Source organism: Rhizobium changzhiense (assembly GCF_013087625.1).
GTDB lineage: Bacteria > Pseudomonadota > Alphaproteobacteria > Rhizobiales > Rhizobiaceae > Rhizobium > Rhizobium sophorae.
The window spans coordinates 321,581-344,391 of the sequence record NZ_JABFCQ010000002.1; the positions used below are offsets into that span (position 1 = coordinate 321,581).

The 22,811-nt window shown below is 61.2% G+C and carries 21 protein-coding genes; 16 read left to right on the top strand and 5 right to left on the bottom strand.

All coding sequences use genetic code 11. The annotated features are described in order from the left end of the window. Positions 1-3: 3 nt before the first annotated feature. From G9X68_RS11000 to G9X68_RS11025, 6 genes are all read left to right on the top strand, one after another. The gene (locus G9X68_RS11000; RefSeq protein ID WP_003559249.1) at positions 4-942 is read left to right on the top strand and encodes a carbohydrate ABC transporter permease; all 939 of its coding nucleotides are present in this window, start codon (positions 4-6) and stop codon (positions 940-942) included. Further along, entirely contained in the window at positions 935-1,783 is an 849-nt protein-coding gene (locus G9X68_RS11005; protein WP_131644008.1) for a carbohydrate ABC transporter permease, read from the top strand. Before G9X68_RS11000 ends, G9X68_RS11005 begins: the two co-directional genes overlap by 8 nt. A gap of 22 nt (positions 1,784-1,805) precedes the next feature. Beyond that, entirely contained in the window at positions 1,806-2,879 is a 1,074-nt protein-coding gene (locus G9X68_RS11010) for an ABC transporter ATP-binding protein (protein ID WP_171376041.1), read from the top strand. Between the two features lie 434 nt (positions 2,880-3,313). Then, positions 3,314-3,979, top strand: coding sequence for a protein kinase family protein (locus G9X68_RS11015; protein ID WP_244956150.1), 666 nt, complete (start codon positions 3,314-3,316; stop codon positions 3,977-3,979). A 90-nt stretch (positions 3,980-4,069) separates the two neighbouring features. After that, entirely contained in the window at positions 4,070-4,792 is a 723-nt protein-coding gene (locus G9X68_RS11020; protein ID WP_171603053.1) for a phosphotransferase, read from the top strand. 32 nt (positions 4,793-4,824) lie between these two features. Continuing rightward, positions 4,825-5,325, top strand: coding sequence for a GFA family protein (locus tag G9X68_RS11025; RefSeq protein ID WP_171602395.1), 501 nt, complete (start codon positions 4,825-4,827; stop codon positions 5,323-5,325). 143 nt (positions 5,326-5,468) lie between these two features. Here the strand turns inward: G9X68_RS11025 and G9X68_RS11030 are convergent, their stop codons facing one another. Further along, a complete protein-coding gene (locus tag G9X68_RS11030) occupies positions 5,469-6,239 on the bottom strand; it encodes an alpha/beta fold hydrolase (RefSeq protein ID WP_171602396.1) in 771 nt (256 codons plus the stop codon). Between the two features lie 166 nt (positions 6,240-6,405). Between G9X68_RS11030 and G9X68_RS11035 the strand changes: the two genes are divergently transcribed. Further along, a complete protein-coding gene (locus G9X68_RS11035; protein ID WP_244956151.1) occupies positions 6,406-7,404 on the top strand; it encodes an AraC family transcriptional regulator in 999 nt (332 codons plus the stop codon). Positions 7,405-7,619: 215 nt separating this feature from the next. On the opposite strand, the gene kdgD is transcribed toward G9X68_RS11035, so the two are convergent. The 3 genes from kdgD to G9X68_RS11050 form a co-directional block, all read right to left on the bottom strand. After that, entirely contained in the window at positions 7,620-8,546 is a 927-nt protein-coding gene (kdgD, locus tag G9X68_RS11040) for a 5-dehydro-4-deoxyglucarate dehydratase (RefSeq protein ID WP_171602397.1), read from the bottom strand. 32 nt (positions 8,547-8,578) lie between these two features. Further along, positions 8,579-9,553 carry a mannonate dehydratase gene (locus tag G9X68_RS11045; protein WP_168311863.1) on the bottom strand — a complete coding sequence of 325 codons (975 nt, stop codon included), beginning with the start codon at positions 9,551-9,553 and terminating at the stop codon, positions 8,579-8,581. 65 nt (positions 9,554-9,618) lie between these two features. Then, entirely contained in the window at positions 9,619-10,329 is a 711-nt protein-coding gene (locus G9X68_RS11050) for a FadR/GntR family transcriptional regulator (RefSeq protein WP_029873220.1), read from the bottom strand. Between the two features lie 133 nt (positions 10,330-10,462). Between G9X68_RS11050 and G9X68_RS11055 the strand changes: the two genes are divergently transcribed. Genes G9X68_RS11055 through G9X68_RS11075 form a run of 5 tightly spaced genes read left to right on the top strand, consistent with a single transcriptional unit; the run spans position 10,463 to position 15,579 of the window. Then, positions 10,463-12,058: an ABC transporter substrate-binding protein gene (locus G9X68_RS11055; RefSeq protein WP_171602398.1), complete on the top strand. Its 1,596-nt coding sequence runs from the start codon at positions 10,463-10,465 to the stop codon at positions 12,056-12,058. Between the two features lie 21 nt (positions 12,059-12,079). Next, entirely contained in the window at positions 12,080-13,108 is a 1,029-nt protein-coding gene (locus G9X68_RS11060; protein ID WP_065279877.1) for an ABC transporter permease, read from the top strand. Further along, complete coding sequence (locus G9X68_RS11065) at positions 13,105-14,007, top strand: ABC transporter permease (protein ID WP_168316923.1); 903 nt, start codon at positions 13,105-13,107, stop codon at positions 14,005-14,007. Before G9X68_RS11060 ends, G9X68_RS11065 begins: the two co-directional genes overlap by 4 nt. Then, positions 13,994-14,839, top strand: coding sequence for an ABC transporter ATP-binding protein (locus G9X68_RS11070; RefSeq protein ID WP_171602399.1), 846 nt, complete (start codon positions 13,994-13,996; stop codon positions 14,837-14,839). Before G9X68_RS11065 ends, G9X68_RS11070 begins: the two co-directional genes overlap by 14 nt. Beyond that, the gene (locus G9X68_RS11075; protein ID WP_171602400.1) at positions 14,836-15,579 is read left to right on the top strand and encodes an ABC transporter ATP-binding protein; all 744 of its coding nucleotides are present in this window, start codon (positions 14,836-14,838) and stop codon (positions 15,577-15,579) included. Before G9X68_RS11070 ends, G9X68_RS11075 begins: the two co-directional genes overlap by 4 nt. A gap of 22 nt (positions 15,580-15,601) precedes the next feature. Here the strand turns inward: G9X68_RS11075 and G9X68_RS11080 are convergent, their stop codons facing one another. Beyond that, positions 15,602-16,657, bottom strand: a complete 1,056-nt coding sequence (locus tag G9X68_RS11080) for a LacI family DNA-binding transcriptional regulator (RefSeq protein WP_171602401.1) — start codon at positions 16,655-16,657, stop codon at positions 15,602-15,604. Positions 16,658-16,842: 185 nt separating this feature from the next. Here G9X68_RS11080 and G9X68_RS11085 point away from each other — a divergent pair, with 185 nt between their 5' ends. The 4 genes from G9X68_RS11085 to G9X68_RS11100 all read left to right on the top strand — a co-directional run bounded on the left by G9X68_RS11085 (position 16,843) and on the right by G9X68_RS11100 (position 22,785). Further along, the gene (locus tag G9X68_RS11085; protein WP_171602402.1) at positions 16,843-19,365 is read left to right on the top strand and encodes a hypothetical protein; all 2,523 of its coding nucleotides are present in this window, start codon (positions 16,843-16,845) and stop codon (positions 19,363-19,365) included. Positions 19,366-19,430: 65 nt separating this feature from the next. After that, positions 19,431-20,690: an ABC transporter substrate-binding protein gene (locus G9X68_RS11090; RefSeq protein WP_171602403.1), complete on the top strand. Its 1,260-nt coding sequence runs from the start codon at positions 19,431-19,433 to the stop codon at positions 20,688-20,690. A gap of 11 nt (positions 20,691-20,701) precedes the next feature. Beyond that, positions 20,702-21,739 (top strand): carbohydrate ABC transporter permease, encoded by a 1,038-nt coding sequence (locus G9X68_RS11095; RefSeq protein WP_171602404.1) that lies wholly within the window; start codon positions 20,702-20,704, stop codon positions 21,737-21,739. Beyond that, complete coding sequence (locus G9X68_RS11100; protein WP_171602405.1) at positions 21,736-22,785, top strand: carbohydrate ABC transporter permease; 1,050 nt, start codon at positions 21,736-21,738, stop codon at positions 22,783-22,785. Before G9X68_RS11095 ends, G9X68_RS11100 begins: the two co-directional genes overlap by 4 nt. Positions 22,786-22,811 lie beyond the last annotated feature (26 nt).

Consider the following 22,811-nt stretch of genomic DNA (forward strand, 5'->3'; position numbering starts at 1 on the left):
ACAATGGCCAATATTTCAGTCCCGTCGATAACCACGGCCGCAAGGCCGGCAAAAAGAGCCGCAAACAGCAAGAGCTCGGTCGCCCATGACCGGCTGGCGGTGCTGTTGATCTTCCTGCCGCCGGCGCTGCTGCTTTTCACGCTCTTCGTCATCATGCCGATGGGCGAGGCGGCCTGGTACAGCCTCTACAAGTGGAACGGCTACGGCACGCCGACCGAGTTCATCGCGCTGCGCAATTTCCAGGTTCTGTTTCGAAATGCGGCCTTCACGCAGGCGCTGGTCAATAACGGCCTGATCATCGTAATCTCGATCTGCATCCAGGTGCCGCTTGCCATCTGGCTGGCCACCATGCTGGCGCACCGCATTCCGGGTGTCGTCGGCTACCGCCTGATCTTCTTCCTGCCCTATGTGCTGGCGGACGTTGCCGCGGGCCTTATCTGGCGCTTCGTTTATGATGGCGACTATGGCCTGTTTGCCGCCGTTTCCAATTTCTTCGGCTTCGCCAACCCTTACGTGCTCGCCGACAAGGACGTGGCGATCTATGCCGTGCTTGGGGTCATCGTCTGGAAATATTTCGGCTTCCACATGATGCTGTTCATCGCCGGCCTGCAATCCGTCGACAAGAGCGTGCTGGAGGCCGCCGAAATCGACGGCGCCACCGGTTGGCAGAAGTTTCGCTACGTCACGCTGCCGCTGCTCGGCTCGACCTTGCGTCTTTCCATCTTCTTTGCCGTCGTCGGCTCGCTGCAACTCTTCGACATGATCATGCCGCTGACCGGCGGCGGGCCATCCAACTCTACCCAGACGATGGTCACCTTCCTCTATACCTACGGCGTCATGCGCATGCAGGTCGGCCTCGGCAGCGCCGTCGGCGTCGTGCTCTTCATCATCTGCGTGACGCTGGCCTTCGGTTACAAAAGGATATTCATGCGCCATGACTGATATGAGCTCTTCCATCCGCATGAGCACGTCCACGCGCGTCTATCTCTACGTGTCGCTGAGCCTGATTGCCGCAATCGTGCTTGTGCCGCTGCTGACGACGGCGCTCGGCGGCTTCAAGACGCTGGGCGACCTGCGCACCAATCCCTTCGGCCTGCCGACAGAGTGGCAATGGACGAACTACACCGACATTCTTTTCGGTGAACGCTACTGGCTGCAGATCGGCAATTCGCTGGTGATCGCGTCGCTCACCGTCCTCCTGACGCTGATCGTATCGTCGATGGCGGCTTTCGCCTTCGCCCATGTCCGCTTCTTCGGATCGTCTTTCCTGCTCAATTATTTCCTGCTCGGCTTGATGTTTCCGGCGGCGACCGCGATCCTGCCGCTGTTTATCCGCATCCGCGATCTCGGCCTGCTCGATACCTATTGGGGCGTGGTGCTGCCGCAGGTGGCCTTCGGCCTTGGCATGAGCATCCTGCTGTTTCGAAACTACTTCCGCAATCTTCCGGAAGAATTGTTTCAGGCGGCCTTTGTCGATGGCTGCGGCTATCTCCGCTTCTTCTGGCATATCTCGCTGCCGCTTTCCCGCCCGATCGTCGCCACTGTCAGCATCATCTCCTTCGTCGGCAGCTGGAACAGCTACATCCTGCCGCTGATCATGCTGAACTCGGAATCGAAATATCCCTGGCCGCTCGGCATCATGGTCTATCGCGGCGAGTACGGTACGGAGTGGCAGCTGGTGCTGGCCTTCATCACGCTGACAATCCTTCCCACCATCATCGTCTTTTTCGTCGCCCAGAGACACATCATAGCCGGTCTGACCGCCGGTGCCGTGAAGTCCTGAGCCGAACCGTTGGAGTGCAATTATGGCATCCGTTGAACTCACCGATATTCGCAAGACCTATGGCGCCGTCGACGTCATCCATGGCATTTCGCTTCATATCGAGGATGGGGAATTCGTCGCCCTCGTCGGCCCGTCCGGTTGCGGAAAATCGACGCTGCTGCGGATGATCGCCGGCCTCGAGGAGATCACCGACGGCGAGATCGCCATCGGCGGCAAAGTCGTCAATGCCATGACGCCGCGCGAACGCAACATCGCCATGGTCTTCCAATCCTATGCGCTCTATCCCCACATGACCGTTGCCGAGAACATGGGCTTCAATCTGAAGCTTGCCGGCGTTGCCAAACCCCAGATCGAGGCCCGCGTTGCCGAAGCCGCCCGTATGCTGGATCTCGCCAACCTCCTCGACCGCAAGCCGGCCCAGCTTTCCGGCGGCCAGCGCCAGCGCGTCGCCATGGGCCGCGCCGTGGTGCGCAATCCCGCCGTGTTCCTGTTCGATGAGCCGCTGTCCAATCTCGATGCCAAGCTGCGCGTTCAGATGCGCTCGGAAATCAAGACGCTGCACCAGAAGGTCAGAACGACATCGATCTATGTCACCCATGACCAGATCGAAGCGATGACGCTTGCCGACCGCATCGTCGTGCTCAATCAGGGCAGGGTGGAGCAAGAGGGGACGCCGCTCGAACTCTACAAAAAACCCGCCAATCTCTTCGTCGCCGCCTTCATCGGATCGCCGGCGATGAACATGCTCGAAGGCACGGTCGACGGTGAAAATGGTGGGCCTGCTGCTCGTCTCAGCGACGGCACGGCGATCCGAATAGCGCCCGACCGCAAGGTCAAGGCCGGCCAGGCCGTCACCATCGGCCTGCGCCCTGAACATCTCATTCCCGGTGTTGCCGCCGGCACGCCGCTTGCCGGCCGGACGATGCTGGTGGAACCGACCGGCGCCCAGACCCATGTCGTCTTCGATCTCGCCGGACAGCAGGTAACCGCCATCGTCGACGGCGAATACCCCGCCCGTTACGGCGCCGTCTTCGAGGCAAGCATCACCAGCGATCAGGTCCACGTCTTTGACCGCGGTACGGGTGTGGCGCTGTAGCTGCAACGGCCGCGGGGCACGCGAATCCTCGGCCCAGGTGATCGCCGAAACCTGTGCTGCCGCCACCTTTGCCGGGGTCGAGCCAGGGACATGCCGCGACTCGTTGCGGCCGCAAGACTCGGGCCACTACTCCCTAGACCATAAACTGCCATTGGTGGTATTTACTGCATAACTCCGAGAACCTTCAAATCATTGCATGCATCAGTGATGATCGCCTGGAGCGGTTCGAGATCGTCAGCATGAATTGTGGCGGCCGAAATTGCTTGAATGATCCGACGATTTCGGCGTTAGGCGCTCCCTAAGGTATACGTTCCGTATGGAAGAAGAGACTTCATTGGACGGCGGCGGGCGTACCCGAGTTTCGCGACGCGGTAGCGTGGTCTTTCGCGCATCAGGTCCATGGTCTCATATGGTCATAAGTCTTCTGCAGCATCTTGAGCGCTCCGGTTTCTCTGAAGCACCGCGCGTTAGGCCGAGGTTTCGACGAGCAAGGACGCGAAATTTTATCGTTCATTGAAGGTGAAATTCTTCATCCCGGGCCTTGGGCCGACGACGCACTTCCCCGGTTGGGAGATATGCTCAGACGACTGCACGACGCCACCAGTTCATTTTCAGTTCCAAAGAATGCCGTTTGGCGACCGTGGTTTGGCCGCTCCGTCGGTCGTGGTCCGCTGGTCATTGGTCACTGCGACACTGGACCTTGGAACATTGTATCCCGTGCAGGCCTGCCGATTGCTTTGATTGATTGGGAAGTTGCCGGTCCAGTGCGCCTGGATATCGAACTGGTCCAGGCATGCTGGTTGAACGCGCAGCTCTATGATGATGACATCGCGGAAAAGATGGGTCTCGGCTCGGCAACAGCGAGGGCACGACAAGTCCGCATGCTGCTCGACGGATATGGCCTCGCAGGGAATGCTCGAAGCGGGTTTATCGACCAGTTGATCGAATTCGCAGTTCTGGATGCAGCAGCACAGGCAATCGAATCCAGCGTCACGGCGGAAAGGACGAACCCTGAGCCACTCTGGGCAATAACGTGGAGAACAAAGAGTGCGGCCTGGATACTCCGGAATCGCCACATATTGGAGGCCGTTCTTGTTTGACGACGCGCCAACCCCCAGACGCACACCGAAGACCCGTCACTGGGTGATCGCGATCATTTCCGAAATGAACAAATCCGATGGTTTCCCCCTATGAACGATCAAGAGATACCAATGAGAGGTGGGCGGGTCACAGCGGGTGTGGTCCGACTTGGCGATACCATCAGAAGACCGATCACGACGGATCGGTCGCACGTACATACCCTGCTCCTCCATCTCGAACAGCAGCAATTTTCCAGGGTGCCCCGCTTCCTGGGAACCGACGAGCGTAATCGAGAGATTCTAAGCTTCCTCCCTGGGAATGTTCCCCAGGATTTGGACCATTTCGATGATGAACAACTGTCGGCCGCTGCAGCACTGTTGCGACGTTTTCATGATGCGACAGTGGGCTTGGTTCGGGACGAAGACGGTGTGACCGAAGTGATTTGCCACAATGATTGGGGACCGCCCAACGCCGTGTTCTTTGACGGCTTGCCCATGGGCATCATTGACTTCGACACTATCGCACCCGGTCTTCGTCTTTGGGATTTGGGTTACTCGGCCTTCGCCTGGCTCAATCTCGGCAATCCGGACTATACGGGCGACGAACAAATTCAACGGCTGTTCGTGTTTGCCAAGGGATATGGATTGAAGCGGTGCTCCGCTGCCGCAATCGCTGCCTACGCTGTCGCGCGGCAGACGGCCCTGGCGGTATCGGGAAAAACAAAAGGTAATGCCGATATGGCCGCGTGGGCGGAATCGGCCGCGATGTGGACCGTCCTTAACGTGACCGAGCGATTGGCACCCACCGGCTATGGACTGATGTCGCGGGTCTAGCCAGCTTCCGGCACTTTGAAGGAGGAGAAAAAATGAAACGCATCGAGATGGAGGTGAGCGGCGGCTGCCAGTGCGGTGCCGTGCGCTTCCACGCAACCGCTATGCTTGACAATTCGCATCTCTGCCATTGCCGGATGTGCCAGAAAGCCGCGGGCAACATATTTGCCGCGCTCGTCGCTGCGCCCGATGATGCGCTCAGCTGGACACGCGGCAAGCCGAGCGTCTGGAAAAGCTCGGAGCTTGTCGAGCGCGGCTTCTGCGCCAATTGCGGCACGCCATTGTTCTTCCACCACCTCGAAAACGGTCGCACCAACCTGATGATCGGTTCGCTTGACGATCCGCACGCCTTCTCGCCTCTTGCCAATACCTGTACCGAGAACATGGTGGCATGGTTCGATACGATCACGGGCATAGAAAATACCGGTGCGACCGAAGACAACGGCGCCGACTGGGCCGCGGCGATTAAGGAGAGCAACAACCAACACCCCGATCACGACACCACCTCATGGGCGGTGAGGGGGCATGATGGCTGAGTCGTAATACCGCGGTTGCCAGTGCGGCGCTGTCCGAGGCCATGGCGCGTGGGCAGTGGCGGGGCTTTGCTCTGCGACTGGGATCGTTGCACATCGATGCTACCGACCACCGCTAGGCGGGCGATAGCATCGGTTGACAAAGGCTACTTTGCTCCTGCGGCCGCTTCTATGACCGCAGCCACTTCCTTGGCGTGCGAGGCCAGCGAGGCGTGGCTACCCTCGACCGTCGTCACCTTGGCCTTCATCCGTTCGGCAAAGAAAGCCTGTGCGTGGGGATCAAGGACGAGGTCCTTGGAGCTCAGGACGTACCAGCTTGGCTTGTCGTGCCATGCCGCGACCTCAGCAGGCGCATCGAAGGCAGTGTGGTTGATCGGCATCTGGTGCGCTGCCAGATGTTCACCGATCTTCTTGGGCAGGTCGCCCGCCACTGCACTGGGGAACACTGCAGCATCGATGCTCAAGTAACCCTTTGCGTCGGGCCGAATGGCCGCCGCTCCCGGGGTTGCCGGACCGCTGGCTGCCAATGCAGTGATGGTTTCACCTTTCTCGGGCGCAAAGGCCGAGACATAGACGAGTGATGCCACCTTGGCGTTGTCGCCCGCCTCGCCGATCACCACGCCACCCCAGGAATGGCCCACCAGGACAACCGGGCCATTTTGCGCATCCAGCACCGCATTGGTGGCAGCGACGTCGTCAGCAAGCGAAGTCAATGGATTCTTTACCGCAGTCACCTTGTAGCCCTTGGCGGTCAGGATTGCAGCGACGCCGTCCCAACTGGTTTCGTCGACGAAGGCGCCGTGGACAAGAACGATATTCTTGATCGTTTGATCCGGGAGAGCCGGCTGAGCCCATGCAGGTGCGGCACCAAGCATGGCGGTCGTCAGCATTAGGGCGGACATAAGAAGAGATTTCATTTGGAGCTCCTATAGAGCGCATCAGCGCGATTGCTTAATTCGGATAATCTGCAATGCTATCGGCTACACGACGGCGGGAAGACCGGGATGGCCTTGCCTTCGCGCAAACACCTGAACTGCCAGATAATTCCTCATTGAAGACAAAACCAAACTAGGGCTTGCCGAGATGGATCACCATGACCAGAGCCCCGCAATGCATGCTCCGTCGTCCAAAAATGCGATCATGCTCGCCTCTCGGGTGGATCTGCTCTCCCAGATTTTGGCCATGGTCAGCCTGCATGGCGAAATCGTCTTTACAGTCGAGCTCAGCCAACCATGGGCGCTACGCTTTCATCCAGGAGCGGCTTATTTCTTCATCGTGCTCGAAGGGGGCCTGACGGTTGTGAACGATCAGGGCCATGCCTTGCAGGTGGCAACCGGCGATCTGATCATGCTGCCGCGGGGCCTTGGACACGGCTTGAGCGATGGCGAGTGTGCAACTGAGGCTGACTTGGCAGCCCTGATGGCGGCGCAGGTTACCGCCGAAAAACTCAATGTCTCCCACGGCGGAGGCGGCCAACAGACCAAGCTTATCGCCGGAGCCTTTCGGTTCGAAAGCGCTTCCGTGCCCTGGCTCGTATCGGCACTGCCGTCGGTCATTCACATTCCAAAAGCCAGCGGCGAGACCGCCGGATGGGCCGAGGGGCTTGGCTACTTCATGATGAAGGAAGCCCAGGAGGTGTATCCCGGCGCGTCCATCATGATTTCACGGCTGATCGACGTGCTGGTGATCAGTATCCTGCGGAGCTGGGTGCGGATTGAGCGGGGCGGCAATGTCGGCTGGCTTGGAGCGCTCGGGGATGCGCGCATCAGCCGCGCGCTCAAGGCCATCCACGACGAACCTTATCGGCGCTGGACCGTGCTCGATCTGGCTCGGGTGGCGGGCCTGTCCCGGTCCGGCTTCGCGGCGCGATTTACAGCATTGGTGAAAGAAGCACCACTTTCCTACCACAGCCGCTGGCGGCTAACGCTCGCCTTGGGCTTGATGCGCCAGCCTGATGCCAAGGTTGGGTCGGTCGCCCGGCAAGTGGGCTATGATTCCGAAGCAGCCTTCAGCCGAGCCTTCAAGGCACAGTTTGGTTTTGCGCCCATGAATGCCAAATCGACAACTTTGCAGGATCGATGATGGCGTAGATCCGGCGCAATGCATACCAGATTGTAACGCGCGAATGTCCGACGTGGGGTCGAATGCCGATTGGCAGCTTTCTGCTGAACTCGCCCCGATAACAGACGCGCCACTTCCGGCCCCGTAGCGGTCGTCTATCCAAGCCGAGCCGATGTCCGTTGTTGGTGCGAAACGGACAGCCGCCGGGCCACCCGGCGGCCTACTGCCGCGATATATTATTCCGCCGCGATCCGTGTCACGCCGTTGGCCTGGACGATCTTTTCCAGCAGCGCGAGCTCTTCCGGGGTAAGATCCGTCAAAGGCGGGCGCACGGGGCCGGGATTCTGCCCGAGGGCGCGAAGGCCGGCCTTGATGATCGAGACGGCGTATCCCTTCTTGCGGTTGCGCAAGGCGACGAAGGGGAAGAAGAAGCTCTTCAGGATCTCATCGACAGTCGCCTGATCGCCGGTGCGCAAAGCGCCGTAAAAGCGCTGGGCGAGGGCGGGCACGAAGTTGAAAACGGCCGAGGAATAGGTCGTCACGCCTGCGGCGAAATAGGCCTGGGCGTAAACCTCATGGGTCGGCATGCCGCCGACATAGACGAGACGGTCGCCAAGCAGGGTGGTGATCTCGATCACCTTGTCGACATCGCCGACGCCGTCCTTGAAGCCGATCAGGTTCGGGCATTCCTCCGCCAGGCGCGCGATGCTGTCGGCGGTCAGGATGGCGTTGTCGCGGTTATAGACGATGACGCCGATGCCGACCGATTGGCAGACTGCCTTGACATGGGCGATGAGACCCGCCTGTTCGGCAAACATCAGATAGGGCGGCAGCAGCAGCAGTCCGTCCGCGCTGGCCTTCTCGGCTGCGACCGCGATCTCGATGGCGAGCGACGTGCCGTAGCCGGTCCCCGAAATGATCGGCGTCTTGCCGGCCGACGCCTTGGCGGCCCGGACAACCTGCGGAATCTCGGCCGGATTGAGAGAGAAGAACTCCCCGGTGCCGCCGGCGGCAAACAGCGCTGCAGCGTCATAACCGGAAAGCCACTCGACATGACGGCGATACTTGGCTTCGTCGAACTTGAGGTGATCGTCGAAATGGGTGACCGGAAACGACAGGAGACCGCTACCGACGGCCTTCTTCAATTCAATCGGGTTCATCATGAAGTCCTATTCTTGACGTGTTGGAAACCGGCTCACTCGCTGTCGAGCACTTGCAGAAGTGCTGCGATATAGCCGTAACAAAAGGCAAATGCGGTGGCGGTCGGATCCTTGCCGCTGACGGTCGGCACATGGTCGGGCATCAGCATGTATTTGAAGCCCACCTCCTTGTAGATCCTGGCCGAGCGGACCATGTCCATGTCGCCTTCTTCGGGGAAGGTCTCCATGAAGGACAGCTTGCCGCCGCGAATGTTGCGGAAGTGAACATTGAAGATCTTGCCGCGCTGGCCGAACCAGCGGATGACATCGTCGATTTCCTTGCCGGGATTTTCCAGCATCTCGCCGATCGAGCCCTGGCAGAAATTGAGGCCGTGATAGGGGTTTTCGCGCATCAGCACGAACTTCTTCAGGCCTTCCACCGTACCCAGCACACGCGTGACGCCGCGATAGCCCGGCGGCGTATAGGGATCGTGCGGATGGCAGGCGAGCCGGACGCGGTTGCTTGCAGCGACAGGAACGACGCGCTCCAGGAAATAGTCGATCCGTTCCCAGTTTTCGTCCTCGGAAAGCACGCCGGCAAGGCCGGGCTCTGCCTGCTGATCCGTCTTGTCCCAGCGGAAGCTCGCATTCAGCGACCCGCCGCGTCCCGGCTCATCCGGCGTGCGGGGAATGCCGATCAGGTTGAGATTGTACTTCACCGCAGGAATGCCGGCGGCGGCGACATTCTCGATCAGCTTGCAGACGGCGTCGATCTGTCTGTCGCGCTCGGGGCCGGCAAGCAGGATATCGGGATAGGAAGCCTTCTCGATCGGCTGCGAGGGCAGGGGCAACTGGATCATGTCGAGGATCAGGCCGAAGCTTTCGACCTTGTCACGATGACGTTCGAGATCGGAGAGCGTCCAGCTGCTCGGCTTTCCCGGCGGATCGGCGTTGATATGCTTCACACCCAGTTGCGCGAAGATACGATAATCGTCGTCATCTCGCGCTGCGACCTGTGTTCCCAGATACATTTGAGTCTCTTTCGAAATTACATAATGTCATATGACATAATATGAATTTTGAAGAGTGTCGAGCCCTATTGCTGCTCGGCGAGCATGCGGTAGCGGCGTTGGCTGGCCAGCATATGGGCGCGCATTGCCTGGCGGGCGCGTTCGGGATCCTGATCGGCGATTGCCGCGAGGATTTCGACATGTTCGGCATAAACCTTCTGAAGATAGCTGCGATCATTGGCTTCCGGCAGTGTCGGAAACTGGCCGCGGGGGATGGCTCTGGGGCCGAAATGGCGCAGGACATCGACATAGAATCGGTTGTTCGTGGCGGCGGCAATCGCCATGTGGAAGGCGTAATCCGCTTCCACGGTTTGCTGTCCGGTTTCGATCAGGTGCGCCATTCTGCGGTTGGCTTCGCGAATCGCCGCCTCCTGCTCGGCCGTGCGGCGATAGGCGGCGATTGCCGCCGCTTCACCCTCGGCCGCCATACGAAACTCCAGCAATTCCAGGGTTTCCGGAATGCTTTTGATTTCCACCGGCGTCAGCGACAGGACCGAATGCGCCTTCGGATCCGCGACGAAGACGCCTTTGCCCTGGATCGGCTTGACGAAGCCTGCCGACCTCAGATCGGCTATCGCCTCGCGCACCACGGTGCGGCTGACGCCGAATGTCGCTTCAAGCTGCGGCTCGGTCGGCAGCTGGTCGCCGACTCGTAGCTTCCCCGTCTCGATCTGCGCCCGCAACTGATCGATGACCTGCTGCGCCAGTCTCTGCCGGCCACCGCCGAGTGTCGTCATCTTCCGTTCCCCCAATCCCTTTGCATCATGTCTCCCGCTCGGGTCTTGCAAATCATATCAGACTTCGATAAATCATAATACGACATACGGGCGACATAATATGTCTTTTATAGTAGTCTAGGGAGGACTGACAATGAAGCATTTTTCTAAGGGCTTGTTCGTCGGCGCCGTGATCGGCGCCCTGACGGTGGCTGCACCGCTCTCGCAGGCCGCCACACCGCAGGACCAACTGGTGGTCGGCACATCGCTGGCGCAGGTACTGTCGCTGGATCCGCAGCAGGCGACCGAAGGCAAGGCGGTCGAGATCATGTCGAATCTGTATGATCGGCTGGTCGCCAGCACGGCTGATGGTAAGATCCTTCCGCAGCTGGCGGAAAGCTGGAAGGTTGACGACAAGGGCATCACCTTTACGCTGCGCAAGGCCAATTTCGCCTCCGGCAACCCGGTCACCTCAAAGGATGTCGTCTATTCGCTGGCGCGGCTCCTGAAGATGGACCAGGCCGCCGCCGCTAACCTCAAGCGCGTCGGTTACGACAAGGACAATGTCGAAAAGCTCGTCAAGGCCGTCGACGACCAGACGGTGCGGATCGATCTCTCCGAGCAGGTGACGGCAGAGCTTCTGCTCTACCGGCTGACGACGACCACCACCAGCGTGGTCGACAGCGTCGAGGTCGAGAGCCACGCCGTCGACAACGACTACGGCAACGCCTGGATGCGAACCCATTCGGCTGGCTCCGGTCCGTTCACCCTCAATCGCTGGTCTCCGAACGAACTGGTAATCCTTGACGCAAACAAGGACTATATGGCCGGCGCGCCGAAAATGCGCCGCGTCATCGTCCGGCATGTGCCTGAGAGCCAGGTCGAGCGGCTGATGCTCGAACGCGGCGATATCGATATTGCCAGCGCGCTCACCGCATCGGATCTCGCGACGTTCAACGACAAGAAGGGCTTCGCCATCCAGCGTATTCCGACGGGCGGTTTCTACGTGCTGTCGATGAATGCCGGCAACAAATACCTCGCCAACCCGAAGGTCCGCGAAGCCATTGCCTACGGCATCGACTACAAGGGCATCGAAAAGACGATCATGGGTCCTTACGGCCGGGCCAGAAACGTTCCCGTTCCGGAGAATTTCGAATATGCCATCCCGAATCCCGATTGGCATCTCGACGTCGAAAAGTCCAAGCAGCTTCTGAGCGAGGCAGGTTTCAAGGACGGCTTCTCGCTGTCGCTGAAGACCATCGCGCAAACGCCGCGCATCGATCTTGCCACCGCCATCCAGGCATCGCTTGCCCAGATCGGCATCAAGATCGACATCCAGCAGGGCAACGGCTCGGAAATCATCGCCGCCCATCGCGCCAGGGATTTCGATCTGCTGATCCCGCAGACCAGCGCCTATATGCCGAACGTCCTCGGCTCGATGGAGCAGTTTTCCTCCAATCCCGACAACTCGAAGGAAGCCAACAATGCTGGCAACTTCGTTTGGCGCTCGGCCTGGGACATCCCGGAACTCACGGCTCTGACGGCCAAAGCATCGATGGAGCCGGACGCCAAGAAGCGTGGCGAACTCTATGTTCAGATGCAGAAGATGTTCGTCGAACAGAAGCCTGCTGTGCTTCCGCTCTTCGAGCGCTTTGAGCCGATCGTCCTCTCCACCAAGGTCGAGGGATATGTGGGGCATCCGTCTCAGCTGACGCGTCTCGAGAACGTGACCAAGGTCGAAACCCAGTAATACTTCCCAGGACAGCCGATCATGAAGGAACTCTCCGTAGCCGAATTTGGCCGACGCCTGGCGCATTTGCTGGTCAGCCTGTTCATCCTCTTATGTGTGACCTTCGTGATCGGCCGCGTCTTGCCCACCGATCCGGTCGGCGCGATTGTCGGCGAGCTCGCCGATCCCTCAGCCTATGCGGCGATGCGGGCGCGTCTCGGGCTCGATCTGCCGATCTACCAGCAGTTTTTCCTCTATCTGAACGGCCTGGCCCACGGTGATTTCGGCACCGCCGTCCTCACCGGCAATCCCGTCTCTTCGGATCTCGCTCAAGCCTTTCCCGCGACATTCGAACTCGCGACGCTGGCGGTGATCATTTCGACCTTCGTCGGTGTTCCGCTCGGGCTGGTCGCGGCACTCTTTCGCGACAGTTTCATCGACAAGACGGCGCGCGTGGTAGCACTCGTCGGTCATTCGATCCCGGTTTTCTGGTTCGGCATCGTCGGGCTCGTCATCTTCTATGCCGGCCTCAATTGGGTCGGCGGGCCGGGCCGGATCGATGTCTTTTACGAAGGCCTCGTCACGCCGCAAACCGGACTGTTGTTGGTCGACAGCCTGCTGCAGGGCGAGACGGAAATCTTCTGGAATGCGCTCGGCCATATCATTCTGCCGGCCGTCATCCTCGCCTATGCGGCGATGGCCTACATCACCCGCATGACACGCAGCTTCACCCTGGAGCAGTTGAGCCAGGATTATGTCATTGCGGCCCGAGCCAAGGGTGTAAGCCCGCTCGGCACGATCTGGCACCACGTCCTGCCGAACATTGCGGTGCAGCTGATCACCATCCTTGCCATTTCCTACGGCGGTCTGCTGGAAGGCGCTGTCGTGACCGAGATCGTTTTCTCCTGGCCGGGCATTGGCCAGTACATGACGAACGCGCTGATGATCGGCGACATGAACGCCATCGTCGCCGGCACCATCATTGTGGGATTCATTTTCATGTTGTTGAACTTCCTGGCCGACGTCGCTTACGCCGTCTTTGATCCGCGTATGCGGGAGGCGGCCCGATGAGCGATGTTATCCGCAGCGAGATTCATATCCGCCCGCCAAGTGTGTCGACCCGTATCGCGGCGTCGTTTGCGCGCGCCGGCCGCAAATTGGCCCACGAGCCGCTCGGACTTGCCGGTTTCGTCATCCTTGGGCTGCTTTGCATTGTCGCGATCTTCGCGCCGCTCCTGGCGCCCTACGATCCGGCCATACAGTCGCTTGGCGAGGCCTTGCAGCCGCCGAGCCTCGCGCACCTGGCAGGCACGGACGAATTCGGCCGTGACATCTTGAGCCGCCTCATCTTCGGCACGCGCATCACCATCCAGACCGTGCTGTCGATTTCCTTGATCGTCGGGCCGATCGGCCTGCTGATCGGCGTCGTTGCCGGCTTCTTCGGAGGGCGCACCGATGCGCTGCTGATGCGCGCCACCGATATCGTTCTGTCTTTCCCGTCGCTGATCCTGGCTCTGGCTTTTGCTGCCGCACTCGGCGCCGGCTTGACCACGGCCATCATCGCTATCTCGTTGACCGCATGGCCGCCGATTGCCAGACTCGCGCGCGCCGAGGCGCTTGTCGTCAGAAACGCCGACTATGTGGTCGCAGCCCGCCTTTATGGCGCCTCGCCGATGCGCATTCTTCTTCTCTATATCGCGCCCATGTGCGTTCCCTCCGTCATTGTTCGCCTGACGCTCAACATGGCGGGTATCATTCTGACGGCGGCTTCGCTTGGCTTCCTCGGCCTTGGCGCCCAGCCGCCGGCGCCGGAATGGGGCGCGATGATCTCCAGCGGCCGCAAATTCATGCTCGATTATTGGTGGGTTGCCGTCATGCCGGGTATCGCCATCCTCTTCACCAGCCTTGCCTTCAACATCGCCGGAGATGCTCTGCGCGACCTTTTGGATCCCCGCCATGCAAGATCGTGATCTGCAGCCCGTTCTTTCCGTCGAAGGATTGAGTGTCCGTTTCGGCCGAGGCGCCGTGCCCGCCGTCTCCAACGTCAGCTTCGACGTCGGGCGCGAACGCGTCGGGATCGTCGGAGAATCCGGTTCCGGCAAATCGACGACCGGTCGCGCCATCATGCGCCTTTTGCCGCCGGCCGCGGTGGTCTCGGCCGAACGCATGGATCTTAGCGGCGATCCGTTGCTTTCAAAGAGCGAGCGTCAGATGGGAGCGCTGCGCGGCAAGGACATCGCGCTGATCATGCAGGATCCGCGCTATTCGCTGAATCCGGTGCTCTCGATCGGCAAGCAGATCGCCGAAGCCGCCCGCCTTCACCTCGGTCTTCACAAGAAACAGGCGCATGAGGCTGCCCGCGCCATGCTGGAGCGCGTGCGCATCAGCGATGCGGAGCGGGTCATGGCGCTTTATCCGCATCAGATCTCGGGCGGCATGGGCCAGCGCGTGATGATCGCCATGATGCTGCTGGCGCGGCCGAAGCTTGTCATCGCCGACGAGCCGACCTCGGCGCTTGATGTCAGCGTCCGCAAGGACGTGCTGCTGCTGCTTGATGAGCTGGTGCGCGAGAACAATTCCGGACTGCTGTTGATCAGCCACGACATTCGCATGGTGGCAGCCTTTTGCGAGCGCATCATCGTCATGTATGCCGGCCGGATCGTCGAGACCCTGACCCGTCTCGAAGACGCCAGCCATCCCTATACCCGCGGGCTGATCGCCGCGCTGCCCGACCCCAGGAACCCGGTTCGCCGGCTTGCTGTTCTCGACAGGACGAAACTCGATCTGGAGGCGGCGCAATGATCAATGTGCGTGACCTCGATGTCGTCTTTGCCTCCGGCAAATCAAGCAACCATGTCGTCAGAGGCATCAGTTTTCAGGTTGGCCAGGGGGAGACGCTGGGAATTGTCGGTGAATCCGGATGCGGTAAATCGACGGTGCTGCGTTGCCTCGCCGGCATGGAGGCCGGCTGGACCGGTCACATCGAGCTTGGCGGCAAACCGATCGGCAAGAAGCGCTCCCGCGACGAGCTGACATTCGCTCAGATGGTGTTTCAGGACCCTTACGGATCTTTGCATCCGCGCCATCGTATCGGCACCGCCTTGGCCGAGCCGCTGCGCGCCATGCGCCATTCGGATATCTGGTCGAAGGTCGAGAGGGCATTGATCCAGGTGGGTTTGCCGGCGAGCTTCGCAAACCGTTTTCCGCATGAGCTTTCCGGCGGCCAGAGACAGAGGGTGGCAATCGCCCGGGCCCTGATCCTGTCGCCGCCCATCCTGTTGCTGGACGAGCCGACATCGGCGCTCGATGTCTCGGTCCAGGCGGAAATCCTCAACCTCCTTGCCGATCAGCGCGAGGAAAAGGGCCTGACCTATCTGCTTGTCAGCCACGACCTCGCGGTCATCGCCCATATGTGCGATCGGGTGTTGATCATGAAGAATGGCTGCTTCGTCGACGAGCTCACCAAAGCGGATCTGCAGGCCGGCACGACGCATGATGCCTATGCGCGAGAACTGTTCGAAGCGAGTTTTATCGAGGCTTGATATCCTCGACCACCGTGGCTCGTCAGCGACCTTCCGTTACGGCAGACACATGCCTGACGGCTGCAACGCTACCCCTTTCGACGAGATGGCAGGCGAGCTCGACCCGCCGCCGCGGCGCCGCAAGGCCGAGCATCATGTCGCGCAGCAGATCGAGCGCGGTAGCGCCGAGTTCGCGCATCGGAATATGTACCGTCGACAGCGGCGGATTGAGAAAGGCCGACTGCGGCAGGTCGTCTATGCCCATCACCGAGATGTCCTGCGGCACGGCATAACCCATCGCCTGCAATCCGCGCACCGCGCCATTGGCAAGACTGTCGCCCGCCGTCAGGATGGCGGTGAAGGAGAGGCCTTTCTCGCGGACAAGGCGGGTGATCGCCTCGGCGCCGAGATCCGGCAGCCAGTCGTCGACCTCGAGCACCAGATCGGCATCGGCCGTCAGCCCATGATGCTGCAGGGCATCGCGCCAGCCCTCGAGGCGCCGCTCGATCGTTCGCCGACCCGGCCTCAGCATAAACAGGATGCGTTCATGCCCGGCTTTGATCAGCCGCTCGGCGGCGATGAAGGCGGCCGAGCGGTTGCAGGGCGTCACGCTCGAAAGCCGCATATAGGGATCGTCGCTGTTGACCAGCACCACGGGCTTTCCGAGATCAGCCGCCGCCGCCAGCATCTCCTCTTCGTCGACGGTCAGGATCAGCATGCCGCCAAAGCTCGGATCGTCACGCATCTCGGCGACGACGCGGGCCTCATCCCCCTTGTCGGCGACCGGGCGTATCGCCAGTTCGATGCCGAGGGCGGCTGCGCGCGCATTCAATCCTTCGAGCACGTAGAGCGTGAACTGGTTGCGGACATAGTCGATCATCGCCGCGCCGGAGGCGACGAGCATGACCTTCTTGCCGGCAACACTCGCCGGCAGGGCGTAGCTGACCGCACTTGCCGTTTCCAGCACCAGCTTGCGGATCTCCGGCCTGACGCCCTTTTCGCCGGCCAGGGCACGCGACACCGTGCTGATCGAGACGCCGCATCTGGCGGCAATGTCGTCGAGGCGCGTACGCCTGCCTTTTTTCTCTTCCGCCGCCATGTCTTTTCCCCGCTTGCCGCCACTATGCAAAAATCTTTCAGATTGCGCAAATGGAATGCCTATGCACAATCATTGCCTGAGGAGTCCGCGACAAGCGGCAGAGCAGGGAGGCTTTGAAATGTGGCTAGACGGCCAGTCCACGCGTCGGGCGTTTTACCCGTCCCAAGGCTTGAGCGGGCTGAAATATGACCACTGAGCAGCAATCCCATCTCCGCCGCGCAACGCCAAAGGCTAGCCCGATCGTCTACTGGCAGCTCGCCCATCTGTGGCAGGAGCGCTACGACGTCGCCGACCGTCCGATGGAAGGCAGCATGGATCCATTTTTCTTCGTCACCAAGACGAAGAATTTCATCCCGCATGAATATCCCTGCCGCACCGAATTCAAAAAATCCTTCTCCGGCCGGCGGCCGCAACCGGCTGCCGAATTCGAGGCTGTCCGCTGGTGGCTTCCCTTTGCTTCCCCGCGTGTCGATCTCTCCGGCTTCTGGTTTCGCCCGACACGCATCGGGTGCTGGGCGCGCACCTTTCTCGATGTCCAGTCGATGGGGCGTGCGACGCTCCGCCTGTCGACCTGCGGTGGCGCAATCCTCTTCGTCAATGGCAGCGAGCAGGGCTTCATGGCGCCTTACCAGCGCAACCTCGAAGCCCAGCAGCTGTTCGAGGTCGAGCTGGCGGCCGGCCCCAACGAGATCCGCGTGTATTTCGACGATCTCGCCGAGCGTGACGCCCGTTTCTATTTCCAGCTGGATTATGTCGAAGGGCCTGAGGTCGAAACATCAGTTCCCGTTCCCATCGCCGCCGGCGATGCGGATGCGCTGGAGATCATCCTCGAAGGCATGCGCTTCGACCGCACCGCCTATCTCGGCGAAGACGTGACCATCCTTTTTCCCGCGCCGCTGCCGCTGGCGCTGAACTGCCATGTCGAGATCGAAGGCGACTTCATGTCGACCGAGCGCTTCGATTATGATTTCGATCTGGAAGCGGGAGCAACGAAACTGGCGCTCGGAACCTCGGCTGATATGCCCGCCGATTTCCGTCATTTCCGCATCACCTTCAAAACAGGCGCGCTTTCGCTCGGTCGCACGCTCGGCGTCGAGATCTGTCATCCTGAGCGACAGGGGGATGCACCCGCCGCCCTTGAGGAACGCGTCGCCGAGGCGCTGGCCGAGGTCGCCGCCCATTCCGAGCCCGACACCGTTTGCGCTTTCGCGCGTCTCGCTCTCGGGCAGGGCGGCGAGGAAACCGAGGCGATGATCTCGGCGATGCTGCCGGTCATCGAGGATTGCCACGACTGCGCCGATTTCGTGCTGGTGCCGCTGCTCTTTGCCTATACGCGCTGGAGCGATCTGCTGTCATCCGAACTGCGCGACAGGATCGAGCATGCCGTCCTCAATTACCGCTACTGGATGGATGAGCCTGGCAACGACGTTCAGTGGTATTTTTCGGAAAACCACGCGCTTCTCTTCCACACGGCCGCCTATCTCGGCGGCAGGCTGTTTCCCGATGCCGTCTTCGTCCGTTCCGGCCGCACCGGCGCCGAGCAAATGAAGGTCGGCGAAGGGCGTGTCCGCGCCTGGCTCGATCATTTCGAGCGCTGGGAAATGGCCGAATGGAATTCCGTTCCCTATTTCCCGATCGATCTCAAGGGGCTGACGGCGCTGGCCGCCTGCGCGCCGGATGAGACGATCCGCAACCGGGCGAGTGCCAGCATCATTCGCCTGATGGAGATCGTCGCACGCTCGGCCCATCATGGCATACTGACCGGCAGCCAGGGCCGCTCCTACGAACACACGCTACGCCCCGGCCGCTCGGTCGAACTGTCAGCTATCGCCCGGCTGCTCTGGGGCCGCGGCTGGTACGGCCGGCGTGTCCACGCTTTGCCACAGCTTGCCGTCTGCATTCGCGATCATGGCCTGCGTTTTCCCGAAGCGCTTGCGGCGATTGCGGCGCACCACTCGGACGAGGCGCAGGAATGGACCTTTTCCCAGGGTGAGAACCGTTTCGCCGCCCTCTACCACTATAAGACCCGTGACACCGCGCTCGGCACCATCGCCCATTATCGCCCCGGAGCATGGGGCTACCAGGAGACGGTGCTGCATCTGCGCTTGGGCGACCGGCCGGAAGCGCAGATCTGGATCAACCATCCCGGCGAAACCATCCAGTTCGGCTACGGCCGGCCGAGCTTCTGGGGCGGTTGCGGAACGCTGCCGCGTGTGCATCAGTATCGCGATCTGGCGATCCTCGATTTCGAGATCCACGAGGGCCAGCCGGATTTCACCCATGCCTGGTTCCCGCTCGAGGCCTTCGACGACACGGTGGTCGACGGCAATCTGGCGCTCGCCCGCTCCGGCAACGGGATTGCGATGCTGATCGGCAGCGGAGCATTGGAGCCGGTAAAGCTTGGCCCGACGACGGATATCGAGCTGCGGCTGGCCGGCCATAAGGGCCGCTGGATCGTCCGTCTCTCCGATATCGGGCGTGAGGGCGGCCTTGACGGCATGCAGGCGCGTTTCGCCGCGCTTTCGGCCCGCCGCGACGACGAGGGCGCGTTGATCGTCGTCGATCCGGATTATGGCCGGGTCGTCTTCGAAGAGGACGGCACCGTGCGCGCCGAAGGCCGTATTCTTCGCCCGGCGGACTGGTCGGTGCGGGGAGACGCGGTACATTTGGAGATACCGGGCCGGCAGCCTCGGCGCGCGGCCTCGTAGACGACGTGTCCGGCAGGTGGAGGACCAGCCGGGCGCAGGAATTCATCGGTCAAGAGGAGGAGAAAATGACCAGAATGAAATCGATCGGCGCGGCCTTTGCTGCGGTTCTCTTGAGTTCCGTTGCCGCCCATGCCGGCGACGTGCGCATCATGTGGTATTCCGACGGCGGCGAGGGCGAGGTGATCAAGGACCTGCTCTCGCGCTTCTCCAAGGCCAATCCCGACGTCAACGTCATCCTCGACGAGGTTTCCTACGACGTCGTCAAGGAACAGCTGCCGGTGCAGCTCGAAGCCGGGCAGGGGCCGGATATCGCCCGTGTCACCAATCTGAAGGCGCAGGCCCAGCACTGGCTCGATCTTCGCCCGCTCCTGGCTGATGCGAAATATTGGGACGATAATTTCGGCGCCCAGGCCGACTGGATGCGTCCGGACGGCTCGAATGCCATCACCGGCTTCATGACGCAGCTGACCCTGACCGGCGGCTTCGTCAACAAGACGCTGTTCGAGCAGGCCGGCGTCGAAATTCCCGGTCCGAAGGCCACCTGGGATGATTGGGCGGCGGCCGCTAAAAAGGTCGCCGACAGCCAAAAGGTCTTCGCCATGGCGATCGACCGCTCCGGCCATCGCGTCTCCGGCCCGAACATCTCCTACGGCGCCAACTATATCGCCGCCGACGGCAAGCCGGCGCCGATCGATCAGGGCGCCAAGGACTTCCTCAGCCGCTTCGTCAAGTGGAACGAGGACGGCACCATGAACAAGGATGTCTGGGTCAGTGCTGCCGGCACCACCTACCGCTCCGCCGCCGAGGACTTCATCAATGGCGGCCTTGCCTATCTTTATTCAGGCAGCTGGCAGGTTTCGGGCTTCGCCCAGAAGATTGGCGACAATTTCGACTGGGTGATGGCGGGCAGCCCCTGCGGCACGGCCGCATGCTCCGGCATGCAGGGTGGCGCCGGTCTCGTCGCCGTCAAATACACCAAGAACCCGAAGGACGTCGCCAAGGTGATGGATTACCTGGTAGGGGCCGACGTGCAGAAGGAATTTGCCGAACGCAGCCTGTTCATTCCAGCGCATAAGGGTGTCGCTGCCGGCCAGATGGACTTCAAGACCGGCAATCCGCATGTGAAGGCGGCGCTGAAGGCCTTCGTTGAGGCGGCCGGCCAGACGGCGGCACCCGCCATAAAGCTGCCGGGCTGGAAGTGGTCGGATGCCTATTACAGCGCCATCGTCGCCCGCATCAGCCAGGTGATCGCCGGCGAAATGAAGCTCGACGATGCCTATGCCCGCATCGACGAGGACATCAGGGCCAAGGTCGCCGGCAACTGACGGAAGAACAGATGACGGCGAAGACGGATTCTTCTGAACCACCTGTCAAAACCGGTCTGCGGCAGGCGCTGCTTGCGCCTGTCCGGCTTGTCATGGGGATCGTCGACATTCCCATGCGCGGCTGGCAGAAGCTGACCGGGCTGAACGGCATGGCGGGCGTCTTCCTGGCGCCCAATATGCTGATCTTCACCGTCTTCGTGCTGCTGCCGCTGGTCATCAACTTCATCTATTCGACGACGAGCGGCAGCGCCATCTTCCTGCAGAACAGGACCTATGTCGGCGCCGACCAGTACCGCATCCTCTTCGATTGCGGCTCTTATCTCGACCCTTCGACCTGCGCGGCCGACACCTTCTGGGCGGCCGTGCGCAACACCGCCGTCTTCGTCGTCTTCCAGGTGACCGTGATGCTGATCGCAGCGCTCGCAACGGCGCTGATCCTCAACCGCGAGCTTTCCAATCGCGGCTTCTGGCGCGCCGTCTTCTTCTTCCCGGTGCTGCTGTCGCCCGTCGTCGTCGGCCTGATCTGGAAATGGATCCTGCAGCGCGAGGGCCTGTTGAACTATGCGCTGAGCCCCTTCGGCTTCGAACCCTTCTCCTGGCTCAGCGATCGTTTCTGGGCCTTCTTCTTTGCCGTCTTCGTCTCGGTCTGGGCGCATATGGGCTTTTATGCGCTGATCCTGCTCGCCGGCCTGCAGGCGATTCCGCGGGATCTCTACGAGGCGGCGGCGATGGACAAGGCGAGCCCGACCCGCATCTTCCGGCGCATCACCCTGCCGCTGCTGATGCCGAACCTCATCGTTGTGCTGGTCCTGGCGCTGATCCGCGCCGTGCAGATCTTCGACGAGGTCTTCGTTTTGACCGGCGGCGGGCCGGGCACCAGCACCATGTACATCACCCAATATATCTACGAGACCGGCTTTGCGAGTTCGCTGCGCAATCCGGGGCTGGCGTCGGCTGCCTCGATCCTGATGGGCATCGTGCTCGTCATCCTGACGCTGGTCCAGCTCGGCGTCAGTAGCCGCAACGAGAAGAAGGGAGCACGTCAATGAGCGCGGTCTCTGCCTTTCTGCTTCGCCGCCGCGGCCGAGGCTGGCACTGGACGGACATCGTCACCTGGATCTGGCTGATCTCAGGCGTCTTCCTGATGTTCGGCCCGGCCGTCTGGCTGGTCTTCTCCTCGTTCAAGACGCCGGCGGCCCTTGCCGAGTTCCCGCCCTCCTTCCTGCCCTATGTCACCGAACAGGCAGTGGTGCCGGGTTACGACAAGCCGTTGCCGCTCTATAAGGTCGCAATGCCGGATGGCAGCACCCGTGTGCTGGCTGAAGTCCGCCGCATCGGCATCATCGGCCAGATGGTCGATCCGAAACAGCCTGGCGAAATCGTCAAGGCGAATATCAAGGATCGCACGCCGGTGCGTCAGGTCGAATTCGCCGGCGGCAACTACACCGAACCGTTCCAGCGCTTCGATTTCTTCCTGTTCCTGCGCAACTCCGTTTTCGTCACCGTCGTGGCGACGGCGATTACGCTGCTCGTCAATTCCATGGCCGCCTTCGCGCTGTCGAAATACCAGTTTCCCGGCCGCACCGCCGTCATGCTGATGATCCTTGCGACGCTGATGGTGCCGCTTTCGGTCATCGTCGTGCCGCTCTATTCCGTCATCGGTACGTTGAACCTCTTCGACAGCCTTTGGGGCGTCATCCTGCCGACGGTCGCCACCCCGACGGGCGTCTTCCTGCTCAGGCAATACATGCTGACGATCCCCGACGAATTGCTCGACGCCGCGCGCATGGACAAGGCCAGCGAATGGCAGATCTACTGGCGCATCATCCTGCCACTGTCGGCGCCGGCGCTGGCGGTGCTGGCGATCTTCTCGGTCGTCTGGCGCTGGAACGACTTCCTCTGGCCGCTGATCGTGCTGTCGCGCAAGGAACTCTATACGCTGCAGGTCGGCCTCAACGTCTATGCCGGCGAGCTCAATGTGCAATGGCACTACATCCTCGCTATGACCGTCGTCTCGATGATCCCGGTCGTGCTGATCTTCGTCTTCCTGCAGCGCTTCATCACGACGGGCATCGCCGGCTCGGGGCTCAAATAGGCCATCTTAAAAAAGAAACAGGAGAG